The 12257-nt window shown below is 61.9% G+C and carries 9 protein-coding genes; 2 read left to right on the forward strand and 7 right to left on the reverse strand.

The window, feature by feature from the left end; all coding sequences use genetic code 11:
* The first annotated feature begins 90 nt into the window (after positions 1–90).
* Complete coding sequence (locus tag ACM6I6_RS19810; protein ID WP_406591962.1) at positions 91–1119, forward strand: D-cysteine desulfhydrase family protein; 1029 nt, start codon at positions 91–93, stop codon at positions 1117–1119.
* A gap of 262 nt (positions 1120–1381) precedes the next feature.
* On the opposite strand, the gene ACM6I6_RS19815 is transcribed toward ACM6I6_RS19810, so the two are convergent.
* Complete coding sequence (locus ACM6I6_RS19815) at positions 1382–1843, reverse strand: hypothetical protein (RefSeq protein WP_274077636.1); 462 nt, start codon at positions 1841–1843, stop codon at positions 1382–1384.
* Positions 1844–2213: 370 nt separating this feature from the next.
* Between ACM6I6_RS19815 and ACM6I6_RS19820 the strand changes: the two genes are divergently transcribed.
* Positions 2214–2750: a glyoxalase superfamily protein gene (locus tag ACM6I6_RS19820; RefSeq protein WP_414920582.1), complete on the forward strand. Its 537-nt coding sequence runs from the start codon at positions 2214–2216 to the stop codon at positions 2748–2750.
* A gap of 66 nt (positions 2751–2816) precedes the next feature.
* Here ACM6I6_RS19820 and ACM6I6_RS19825 read toward each other — a convergent pair whose 3' ends face one another.
* The 6 genes from ACM6I6_RS19825 to ACM6I6_RS19850 form a co-directional block, all read right to left on the reverse strand.
* Positions 2817–5339 (reverse strand): efflux RND transporter permease subunit, encoded by a 2523-nt coding sequence (locus ACM6I6_RS19825; RefSeq protein WP_414920583.1) that lies wholly within the window; start codon positions 5337–5339, stop codon positions 2817–2819.
* A gap of 15 nt (positions 5340–5354) precedes the next feature.
* Positions 5355–6443, reverse strand: a complete 1089-nt coding sequence (locus ACM6I6_RS19830) for a WD40/YVTN/BNR-like repeat-containing protein (protein ID WP_406591965.1) — start codon at positions 6441–6443, stop codon at positions 5355–5357.
* Between the two features lie 69 nt (positions 6444–6512).
* Complete coding sequence (locus ACM6I6_RS19835; RefSeq protein WP_274077632.1) at positions 6513–7871, reverse strand: DUF1329 domain-containing protein; 1359 nt, start codon at positions 7869–7871, stop codon at positions 6513–6515.
* 37 nt (positions 7872–7908) lie between these two features.
* Positions 7909–9735, reverse strand: coding sequence for a DUF1302 domain-containing protein (locus ACM6I6_RS19840; RefSeq protein WP_406591979.1), 1827 nt, complete (start codon positions 9733–9735; stop codon positions 7909–7911).
* Positions 9736–9920: 185 nt separating this feature from the next.
* Complete coding sequence (locus tag ACM6I6_RS19845; protein WP_274077631.1) at positions 9921–10922, reverse strand: YeiH family protein; 1002 nt, start codon at positions 10920–10922, stop codon at positions 9921–9923.
* 3 nt (positions 10923–10925) lie between these two features.
* The gene (locus ACM6I6_RS19850; protein ID WP_274077630.1) at positions 10926–12200 is read right to left on the reverse strand and encodes a spinster family MFS transporter; all 1275 of its coding nucleotides are present in this window, start codon (positions 12198–12200) and stop codon (positions 10926–10928) included.
* Positions 12201–12257: the final 57 nt, after the last annotated feature.

The following is a 12257-nucleotide window of genomic DNA, read 5'->3' on the forward strand; positions in this document are numbered from 1 at the left end:
TGCCAGCGGTATATCTTCAATCCACGGCTTTCTAGAGTGGCAGATGGCGTTCAGCCCACCGAGCTTCCTTTCCTCCATGAGCGATCCTTCATGCCCCACGACTTGAATCTTCTTGATGCCGCGCTGGCCGCCTACCCACGGGTGGCCCTGCTCGAAGGCCCGACCCCGATCCAGAAACTGTCCCGATTGAGCGGCTTGCCCGATCTCAATGGCTGCAACCTCTACGTCAAGCGCGATGACCTGACCGGTCTCGGCGGCGGCGGCAACAAGCTGCGCAAACTGGAATTCCTGCTCGGCGAAGCCTTGGCCGAAGGCGCCGACACGCTGGTGACCTGGGGCGGTTTTCAATCCAATCACGCGCGCCTGACCGCTGCCGTGGCGGCCCGTCACGGCCTCGCCTGCGATCTGATCCTGACCCCCTCGGCCGTGCGCAGCGACGATGACTTCTGCCACAACGGCAATGTGCTGCTGGACGCACTGTTTGGCGCGAAGGTTCATCGGCTGGCGCGGGGAATCGTGCCTGATACCTATGCGGCCGAGTTGGTCGACACGCTCAAGGGCCAAGGTAAAAAGCCCTTCGTGATGCCCCTAGGCGGGTCCAGCCCCCGGGGCAGCCTGGGGTATGCCGCCTGCGCTTCGGAAATCCTGCGCCAGGCGGATGCGCTGGGTGTGCATTTCGAGCAGATCATCGTGCCCAATGGCAGTGCTGGCACCCACTCAGGGCTGCTGGCCGGTGTCACCCTGGCGGGCGCTTCGTCGCACATCCTCGGTTACTCGGTCCTGGCGACCGAGGAACAGGCCACGACCACGACCCTGGAAAAAACCCGTCAGGTTCTACAGCTGCTTGCCCCGTCCTCAACACTGGCCGACACCCCTATTCGTGTGGATGGCAGCCAACGCGGCGACGCCTACGGCGCGCCGACCGAAGCGATGCTCGAAGCGCTGCGCCTGCTCGCATCCCAGGAAGGCTTGCTCACCGACCCCGTCTACGGCGGCAAGGCCTTCGCCGGCCTGCTCGCCGCTGTACGCCGGGGCGACTACCCGGCGGGCAGCAATCTGCTGTTTGTGATGACCGGCGGGATGCCTGGGCTGTTTGCCTATCGGAGCGCCTTTGACTGAGAGCCGTACGCATGATCCCAAGCGAACGCGTTCCCCCTGTAGGAGCTGGCTTGCCAGCGATGGACGTCAACGATGACGCGCGCTGTCTGGGTGATTGCGTTGACCGGACGTTTTTCGCGAGCAAGCTCTCTCCTACAGTTTGATCGGGTACAACCGCAAGAGATGGGTCGGCTGTCTGGACGCGTTGGGCCTGGTAATCGAAAAAAATACCTCCCCAGGGAAAAACCCAAGGGAGGTGATTTTTTACCGCTGTATCGCGTTATCAGCTCTTCGCCTTGCTCATCTGGGTGAACAGCTCGGTAGGCACTTTCTTGCCGTTGGAGGTGAACTGGTTGGTGCGGAATTTGTAGACCTCGCCTTCGGAGAGGAAACCGTCGTTGTTGGTGTCCATGGCCTTGAACTCTTCGCCGCCCTGCGGGGCTACGGTCAGCAGTTCCTTGAGCGAAACGCGGCCGTCGTGGTCGGTGTCGGTACGGGCGAACGAAGCATCGCCGCATTTGCCTTCACCGCACTTGCCTTCGCCGGCCTTGGTCACTTTGGCGCCGGCTTCATCTGCGCCGCACTTGCCTTCGCCACACTTGCCTTCACTGGTCTTTTCCGCCGCGGCCAGTTGGTAGCCTTGGGGCAACGCGTCTGCGGCAAAGGCGGTGGATGCGAGGTTGAGGCTGCCGGCCAGTGCAACAGCGATCAGGCCAATACGGGATTTGTTCGACATACGGGACATGGTGATTCTCCGGATACTGTGTGCGGCCAAGCCGCTAAGGTCGTGCGATAAGCCGTTGTGCGAGGCGCGTTTGCTTTCTCGCTGAGGCAGGGCCATTTGACGGCAACCGTGTATCCCGGATGTATCCGGTTGCAGGGGCATTTGTAAGCCAACCTGCGTACGACGGGTCTGGATACACAGCGATACACAGGCGCAGGTCTTCCCGTCACGGGAGCGGCTATGTACTATCGGCACCGGGCCGATGCTGCCCGCCGCTCGCTCCCGATGGGAAAGGTGAAAGCATCGCTTCCTCATACGAACCCTGTCGTATCTCTTGACGGTCGAGGTTTGGCAACGCGGGCACCCAAGGATCTCGGCTAAAGGAGCAACGATGTTTTCAATCGAGCAAGCCAAGCAAATGGCCAAACAGTTGCGCGCCTCGCTGGAGGAACGCAATCAGAGCCTGTCTCACTCCACCGCGCTGGAACTGGTCGCAGAGCAACTGGGCTACAAGGACTGGAACACCGCATCAGCGATGCTTTCCCCGGCCGACACCCAGCCCGCTTCCACCGTGACCTTCGACAAGCCCATTCCCATATTGCGCATGTTCGACGAAGCCAAGGCCCGTGAGTTCTATCTTGATTTCCTGGGTTTCAGCGTCGAATTCGAACACCGCTTCGAAGCCGACCTTCCGCTGTACCTGGGCATCAGCCGCAACGGTCTGCAACTGCACCTGTCCGAACATCATGGCGACGCCAGCCCGGGTTCGACAGTGTTTGTGCCAATGAACAATATCGAACAGCTGCGCGACGAGTTGCTCGCCAAGCGCTACGGCTACGGGCGTCCGGAGATTGTCCAGCAGGGTTGGGGGCAAGTGCTTGAAGTCTACGATCCGTTTGGCAACCGGATCCGCTTCTGCCAGGGCTGATCGGGTAGATCCCTGTTCGCATCCAGACGGCGCATTGCTGCCCGCCTGGATGCGATGGTCCAGCGCCTATCGACGCAGGGAGCTGGCGGCGAGCTCCACACGCTTGCCCGGGGCAACGACCGCCTCGCGATCAGCGACTTCAAGCGCTCCTCCACTCCGTTGTTTGCGCAGCAGGAAGTACGACAGCGCCGGAATCAGGATCAGCGCGCCGAGCATATTCCACAGGAACATGAAGGTCAGCAGGATGCCCATGTCGGCCTGGAACTTGATCGGCGACCAGACCCAGCACACCACGCCGGCCGCCAGGGTGATACCGACCAGCCCGACCACCCGCCCAGTGAAGGCCACGGCCTGGCGATAGGCCTGGGACAGCGATAGGCCCTGGCGTTGATACTGCAGCTGAACGCTGAGCAGGTACAACGCGTAGTCCACACCGATCCCTACACCCAGGGCAATCACCGGCAAGGTCGCCACCTTCACGCCGATACCCATGACCACCATCAGCGCTTCGCAGAGGATCGACGTCAGCACCAGCGGCAACAGCGCCACCAGCGTGGCGCGCCAACTGCGGAAGGTGATCAGGCAGAACAGCGTCACCGCCAGATAAACATAGAGCAGCATGGTGCGATTGGCCTCGCGCACCACGATGTTGGTGGCGGCTTCGATCCCGGCGTTGCCGGCCGCCAACAGGAACTGGCGATCCTCGCTGCTGTTTTCCCTGGCGAACTTGTCGGCAATCGCCACCACCGCATCCAGGGTCTCGGCCTTGTGATCCTTTAGGAAGGCGATCACCGGCATCAGCGAGCAGTCGGTATTGAACAGCTCCGGGGCGTTGACCGAGGCCTGCTGCGCGGCGTAGTTCAGCACGTTCTGGTTGCGCTGGATGCTGTTGAGCTTGGGGTTGCCCTCAAAGGTACCGGCGGTGATCTGCCGTACCGCGTTGACCAGCGAAGCGGTCGCCTGCACGCCCGGAGACTGTTGCAGCTCCCAGGCCAGGCGGTCGGCGAGGATCAGGGTCTGGTAGTTCAGGCAGCCTTCCGCCGGAGTCTTGATCATCACCGCGAACAGGTCGCTCGACAGCGCGTAATGCTGGGTGATGTAGGCGTTGTCGCGGTTGTAGCGCGAGTCGGCCCGCAGTTCCGGTGCCCCGCTGTCGAGGTCGCCGATTTTCAGTTGCAGGCTGACCACGAAACCGCCGATGCCCAGCAACACGGCGACCAGCACCGTGCCGGTGGCCCACTTGCGCGTGGTGAAACGGTCGAGCAGGTCCCACAACTTGCCGAAGCCACGATGTTCGGCGGCACGGGTGTCGATCTTCAGTGCCCGCTCCGCGGCCTTGCGCCCGACGCCGATATAGGACAGCGCCACCGGCATCAGTAGCAAGGAAGTAAAAATCAGCACCGCCACACCGATGCTGGCAGTGATCGCCAGGTCCTGGATCACCGGGATATCGATCAGCATCAACACGGCGAAGCCCACGGCATCGGCCAGCAACGCGGTGACACCAGCCATGAACAGACGGCGAAACGTATAGCGCGCGGCGATCAGCTTATGCGTGCCACGGGCAATGTCCTGCATGATGCCGTTCATTTTCTGCGCTGCGTGGGACACGCCAATGGCGAAGATCAGGAATGGCACCAGCACCGAATACGGGTCGATGGCATAACCCAGCCAGGCGACGATGCCCAGTTGCCAGACCACCGCGATCAGCGAGCAGCCGACCACCAGCAAGGTACTGCGCACGCAACGGGTATAGGCGTAGATAATGATCAACGAAGTGAACACTGCCAGGCCGAAGAACATCATCACCTGGATCAGGCCATCGATCAGGTCGCCCATCAGCTTGGCGAAACCGATGACCCGGACCTTGTACGGGCCCTTGCCCTCAGCACCGGCCTTACGCGTCGCGCTGTCCCCGGCGAACTCGATCTTGTCGCGCAGCCGCTCTTCGAGCATCTGCGAAAAGGCGTGGTAGTTGATGCCCTGGCCGGTGGCCGAGGCCTTGTCCAGCAGCGGCACGACCAACATGCTCGACTTGTAGTCGCTGGCCACCAGACTGCCGACGATGCCGGCACGCCCGATGTTCTGGCGCAGCTGTTCGATCTGCTCGGGTTTGCCCTCATAGGTATCGGGCATCACCGGGCCACCCTGGAAGCCTTCCTCGGTGACTTCGGTCCAGCGCACCGCAGGCGTCCACAGCGATTTCATCCAGGCGCGATCAACACCTTCGGTGAGAAACAGCTCGTCGTTGACCTGCTTGAGGACCGTCAGGTAGTTCGGGTCGAAGATATCGCCCTGGGTGTTTTCCACCACCACCCGCACCGAGTTGCCCAGGCCGCGCAGCGAAGCGCGGTTCTCGAGGAAATTCTGGATGTACGGCTGGCTCTGCGGGATCATTTTTTCGAAGCTGGGGCGCAGTTCCAGGCGGGTCGCGGCCATGTAGCCCAGGACCACGGTGGCCAGCGCCATCAGCAGCATGAACAGCGGGCGATGGTTGAACACCAGCCGTTCGAGCAGATTGCCGGAGCGTCGATCGAAGTCGCGCAGATCGCGGATCACCGGCATGTTGTCTTGCTTGGTAGGGGCCATGTGTGAGTACTCGCTCTATTGTTCTGGCTCTTGTTCTTCGAGAAGCGTGCGGGCACCACGGCTGCCGACCACGACCAGCGCACCCTCGCCAACCGCTGTCGCGCCAGCCACCGGGGACGGGGATTGCTGCGCCACCCACTGCAAGCGGACGCTGTCGTCCTTGGCCAGCAACATGTGACCGGCCTGGGTGAAAAATCGGTAGTGACCTTGGGCATCGACGGCGGCGGCGGTGATGCTCACTTGCAATCCGCTTTCCAACGGGGACCAGCTCAGCCCGCCGTCGGTGCTGCGCAATACGTTGCCGCGCAGGCCGTAGACCACCACTTCGCCAGGCTTGCCGACCACGCCGAAAAAGCTGCCTTGATACGGCGTTTGCAACGCAGCGAAACGCTGCTGCGAGCTATCCCACTTGAGCAGCAACCCCTGCTCTCCCGCGATGTACAAGGCATCGCCGGTCGAGTTGATCGCGTTCAAATGGAAGTTCTGCGGGTTGTCGGTGCGATCCTGAAAAGGCGTCCAGCTTTGGCCGCCATCCTCGGTACGCAGGATCAGGTTGAACACGCCGACCGCGTAACCGAGCTTGTCGTCGGCGAACCAGACGTCGAGCAAGGGTTTGTCGGCGCCCTCTTCCTCCAGGCGCTGACCTTCGGCGACCAGCAGCGGCCACTGTTCGTTGGCCGGCTCGGCATCGGCCAGCTTCGAGTAATGCTTGACCAGCAATGCGCCGATCTCACGACCGTCCAGTTGCTTTTTCCAGGTCACGCCAGCGTCACTGCTGTGCAGGATGACGCCATCGTTGCCCACGGCCCAGCCTTGTTCCCGGGAAGAAAAGTAAACGGCATTCAGGTCGCTGCTGACCGGAACGCTGGCCTGCGACCATTGCTTGCCGGCGTCGTCGGAATAAAGAATTTGGCCGCGCTGGCCAACGGCGACCAGGCGCGGCCCCGCATTCGCAACGTCGAGCATGGGACTGCGGACCGCCAAGGCACTGAGCCTGGCGGGCAGGTCCAGCACATCGACGTAGGCACTCGCCTGGGCACCCGTCTGCCACAGCGCCAACAGCATCACCAGCGCCTGCAACCTGCGCTTGTTCAATGAACCCATAGTGCGTCCTCCTGGCAAAACCGGGCCGTGCTGCACACGGGGTGCAGCCGGCCTGCTGGTGTAACGCGCTTAGCGAATACCGTTACCGGCCAGTGCGTCCGGTGACCATTGCGCCTTGGTCAGCGGTGCGATGTACTTGATGCCGCCGTAGGCGCCGGACAAACCGTTGATGTTGTAGGTCCCGCCCACCAGGTCATAGATCACGTGTGGCGTAGTGTTGGGGGTGGTCACGTCGTAGCTTTGCGAGAGGAAGCTGAAAGAGCCACGGTACAGTTGGCCGCGCGCATCGTATTGATCGGAGGCCAGAGCCACCCAGCTGTCCTCGTCCAGATAGAAGCGACGCTTGGCATAGACGTGACGGGCACCGGCCTTGAGCGTGCCTTCCACCACCCACACACGATGCTTCTCCCAACGCACGAATTGCGGCGCCAGGTGGTTGGGTGTGGTCAAGGCTTTCGGGTCCTTGATGTAGCTCAGCGCGTAGGTGTTGTACGGCACGATCATTTCCTGCTTGCCCACCAGTTTCCAGTCATAGCGATCCAGCGCACCGTTGAAGACATACACGTCGTCATAGGTGCCCGAGCCTGCCGTGCCCGGGTTCGGTGTGTCATAGGCCAGGGTCGGCGCCAGCTTCACCCGGCGTTGCCCCGGCAGGTACTGCCAGGCACGACGTGCCTGGGCGAGCGGGTTGGCGGCGTCCTTGAGCATGATCGCCTCGCCCGCCCGGCGCGCGGGACCTGTGTAGAACAGACGGGTCTGGAAGTAGGTGTCCTTGCCATCGATGACCTTGCCCGGGTCTTCGAAGATCGGAAACGAGTTGACGATCTCGCCGCTGGTGGCAAGGATTTGCGCGCCTGAGGCATCGACGTTCCAGGAGTCATACTTGGTCGAATACGCCACCCCCTGATAGCGCAGCAAGTGGTTCCACATGGCTTCGGCACCTGACTGCGGAATCGGGAAAGGCACACCCGGCAGGACGTTCTCGATGGCGTTGCCACCCTCCAGGGACTTGGCGCCGGTGGCGTTCTTCAAGGTGTTGTCCAGTACGCTCTTTGGCAGGGCCACGCTGCGATGAGTCGGATAGACCTCGACGCGGAAGCTCGGAAAACGCGTGGCCAGTTCGACCGTGACGGCCGTCAGCTGGTTCTTGTACTGCGCGACATTCTTGCCATCGATCACCAGCAGCGGCTTCTCGCTGGCGTAAGGGTCGGGACGCAGGGTATCGCCCGATTTGAAACCTGCTGGCGCGGTCGTCAGGCCGCCGGTATAGGCCGGAATGGAGCCGTCGGCGTTGCCGGCTTTTTCGGCGCCCACGGCGGTGAGGTTGCTGCCCAGCTTGCTCGCGTCGGCGGCGGGCACGGCGGCCTGGACCAGGCCGGCGAAGGCCAGCGCGACGGAGGCGGTTAACAGATTGTGCATGCATTTCATGGTGTCGTTCTCCTGATTGCTTTTAAGCAATCGCGAATCAGAAAGTTGTCTTGAAGGTGGCCGTTACCATGCCGCGATCCTTGAGCTGGGCCGGTGTACCGCCAAAGGCGGTGGTTTGCCCGGGCGTGCAGTTGTACTGCCCGTTGGCACCCGGCGCAGCGCCTTCTCCCTGGCTGCCAGCGCTGCCTGGCGAACTGCAAGTGTCGAATGGACCGAAGTTGTCCACGTATTTCAGGTCGAAGCGATATTGGTTGTGCACGTCGAAGCCGACGCCGACCGAGTAGCTGCCGGAATCTTCGTTGCCCCCCAACTGGACGGCGGAATTGCCGTTGAGGCCGACGTTGTAGGTCATCGGCAGGTACATATCGATGCCCGGGAAGACCTGGTACCAGGTCGGGTTGAAGTTGACCCCAATGATGTAGTTGTCCTTGGTCACCTTGTCGGTGCCGCGGTACCAGTCCTCGCCCTTGAACAGCTGCTTGTTGTCGGTCACCTTCAGCCAGCGGCTGTAGCCGAGCTCGACCAGCAATGAAGAACTGTCCCACAGCGGTGTGTCGCCAAATGTGGTCAGGCCGTTGAGCACCGCATGCACGGTGTTGCCGCGGGCCACGCCGTCTTCGCCATCGAAGCCGCCAATGAAGCCTGGCCGGCCGGCAGCTGCCGCGGCCGGGCTGACGGTACCGGCGACGCTGGCCAGGGGCATGTTTTCCCGGTAGTTGAGATCGAAGCCGACGCTGACGTCGCCGACGCTTTTCGACAGGCTGATGCCATAGATATCGATGTCGTCGACGTAGAACTGGTTGTAGCTGCCGATGTTGCCGGAGATCAGTTGGGCCGGGCCGACAGCGGTCGGCTGCAGCACCAGGTTGGGCAGGATGTCGGACGTGTTGCGGTAGTAGATGCCGAGCGTGCCGTCGAGCCATTCCGGGCTCCACTTGGCCATCAGGCCGAAGTCGCCGCGCTTGTCCGGTTCGAAGGTATGGCCATTGCTCAGGCGCAGGAACTGGTTGGCACCGATCGCGCCTGGGGCTCCAAAGAACGGATTCTGCCCACCGATCAGCGACAGGTTGTGCCCGCCGTTCTGGATGCCGTCGTTGAAGCCCAGGTAGGTACCGGACTCCGGCAGGCGCGAAGCGTCCCAATCGAGGAAGTACTGCGCGCCGAGGGTCAGTTCCGGGTTGACCGTGAAGCTGACTGACAACTGATTGCGCGGGATGAACAGTTCCTTGGCTTCGGTGCCGGGCACCGCCAACGCCTTGGTAATGTCCAGGCCAGACTGGCCGTAGCTGTTGCCATGGGCAAAGGCCAGGACACTTTCGCCCCAGTACTGGGTGTGCTTGCCGAGCTTGGCGCTGAGGATCGAATCTTCGCCGATTTCTGTGCTGCCGAAGACGAAGGCATCGAGGATCTCGGCCGATGGACCGTTGTAGTAACGATCGACATAACCGCTGACGTGGCGCGAATCCGGCCGGCCATCGTTGAGCTGGTTGGTCGCCGCGTTGTCACTGCCGACATTGTCGTAGGCATGGTCGTACCAGCTGTTGGCGCTGATGCGAAAACCGGCTTTCTTCTGGTACGTCACGTCCAGTTCGGACAGCACATCCAGGCGCTGGGACACCGCACTGCCCGAGGAGAAGTTGCGGTTGCCGTCGTTGTTGTTCCATGAATTGGCCAATTTGCTGTTAGCACTTTCGACCCGCTGGGCGTAGTTGAACTTCATGGTGTTATCGAAGCGCACGGTCCAGTCTTCGCTGCCGGTGTTCAATTCAAAAGCCTGTGCCGCCGGCAACATGGCGATGAACAGCGCCGAGGCCAGCAGCGTTGGCTCGAACACGCCAGCACCATGAGTCTTGATTACCCGCATCGGTTGTCTCTGTGGTTTTTGTTGTTGTTTTGCGTTCATGGAAATACACCTGGCTATTCAAAATTCGGGCATGACAGTGCCCACCACTCATAACCCCGTCAGGGGAGCGTTCAATTCATTCAACGAGATCCAGTCAATAGCGCCGGTGTCAGTACATCCGCGTTATTGAACGACCAGACTCAACTTCAGAGTCGTATCATCATCAACACCAACCCCAGCAAGAACACCGTTTCACCGACCATCAACAGGATGGGTTTGAACCCCACCGTGGCCAGTTCCTTCAACTGGATTTTCATCCCCAGCGCACTGATGGCCACGACCAGGCACCAGCTGGACAATTGATTGCCCAGGCCCTGCACCACCGGTGGCAACCAACCCAGGCTGGTCACCGTCGCCAGCACCACGAATGCCACGGCGAACCAGGGCAACAACGGTGGCCGCTCACCCGTGCCCTGCCCGCCCTGGACGCGGGTGATCAACACCGCGCAGACGATCACCGGCAGCAGCATGGCGATACGCATCAACTTGACCACCGTGGCGGTATCGCCGATGTCATGGGACATGCTGTACCCGGCACCGACCACCTGGGCGACGTCATGGATGGTGGCGCCGAGAAACACCCCGGCTTGCAGCGGGTCCAGGTCCAGTGCCCGGGCAATCAGCGGATAGACGATCATCGCCAGGGTCGACAGGCTGGACACGCCAATGACCGTGAACAGTGTCGCCCGTTCCTTGGCCTGGTGGCCCGGCAACGCCGCCGCCAAGGCCAGTGCCGCCGACGCGCCGCAGATCGCGGTGGCGCCGCCGGACAACAGGCCGAACAGTGCATTGAAGCCCAGGGCACGCGCCGCCAGCATCGACACCACGATGGTGACCACCACCGACACGACCACGATCAGCACCGGATGCCAGCCCAGCGCCACGATCTGCTCCAGCGAGATACGCAAGCCCAGCAAGGCCACGCCCACGCGCAGGATTTCCCGGGCGCTGAAGTCGATACCGGCTCTGCTCGGCCCCGCCGCCAGAAAGTTCATGGCCATGCCGAGCAAGAGTGCCAACAGCATCACCGGCGCGTGATACTGGTCAGCCAGGAAACGCGCGGCAATGGCGACCACGATGCTCGCCAGCACACCCGGTAGATACAGGCTGGTAACCGACTGCAATTGAAGGACCGCGGACCTGGCCATAAGCTAAACCTTGATACCCATTGTCGGCATCGCACACGCGCTTCCACGCTTGATACGCGCCGCCACATAAAAGAAAAACCCACCCAGTACCAGGGCGAGAATGTCGCTGACCAGCAGCACATGGGTCAGCGGCGAGTCCGCTCCGGCACCTGTCAAGGCGTCGCTGACCCAGCCGACGACAAAGGTGCCCAGTGCTACCGAAAACAGGTTGAGCAGCAGCATCGAGAAGCCCATGACCGTCGAACGCATGCGCACCGGGACCGCGCCCTGAATGGCAGTGGTCGCAGAACCGTAGAGCGACATCAGCATGAAGATGCCGACCGCCATTCCCACGTAGAACAGCGGTGAATCCACCGGTACCAGGCGATAAGCGATCATGAACGGCGCGCACACCAACATCAGCAACGCCAGCACACTGCCGTGGCCGCCCTTGAAACGAGGGGCTAGGCGGTCGCTCAGAATGCCGCCGGCCAAGGCGCCCAACGAGCCGAATACGATTTGCATCGCGCCCAGGGTCATGGCAATCGAGGCCGGGTCCAGTCCCCTCTCCCGGGTCATCCACAGTTGCGCGAATGAAATGCCCGGATAGGCCAGGTGGGCCAGCACGAACCCGGTCACGGTGTAGCGCACGACGCGGTTGCTGCGCAGTTCACTGAACACGGCGGCCATCTGTGCGGCGAGGGGTTCGCCCCGCTCCTGCACCGTGCAATGGCTGCGTTTGTCGCTCATCAGCATCAACGGCAAGCCAATGATCACCCCGGCGATGCCGAGGAAATGGAACGTGGTGCGCCAACCGTGGGCAGCGCCGAGCGTGCCCGCCAGCAGAAAGCTGCAGCCAATGCCCAACGGAATGCCGAGGTAAAACAGTCCCACCGCGGTGCCCCGGCGCTTTTCCGAGAACAGCTCCATCAACAGGGCCGTGGCGGCGGGCACCAGCGCAGCCTCTCCGGTGGCCACCAGAAAACGTGCCGCGACCATTTGCTCGAAGTTCTGGACGTAACCGGAGGCCACCGTACAGACGCTCCAGACCAGCATGCCCGCGCCAATCACCCGTGGTCGACTGTGACGATCGGCCAGGGCGCCGAGAAACACCGCCATCACGCCATAACTCAGCACCCACACCGCGCCGACCAGAAAACCGTACTGCGCATTGTTGATCGCCAGCTCACCGGTGATCTGCGGGGCGAAACCCAGCAGGATATTGCGGTCCACCTGGGCCAGCAGGTGGATCACCATCAGCGTCGCAAGGACGGCACAGGGACTCTTTTTCCAGAACATTCGTCAGTACCTTTGAGTTGTTTTTATGAAGGTAAGGCGCGATGCCACCCGTCCCAG

The sequence above is a fragment of the Pseudomonas sp. IT-P218 genome (assembly GCF_949767605.1).
Classification (GTDB): domain Bacteria; phylum Pseudomonadota; class Gammaproteobacteria; order Pseudomonadales; family Pseudomonadaceae; genus Aquipseudomonas; species Aquipseudomonas putida_AE.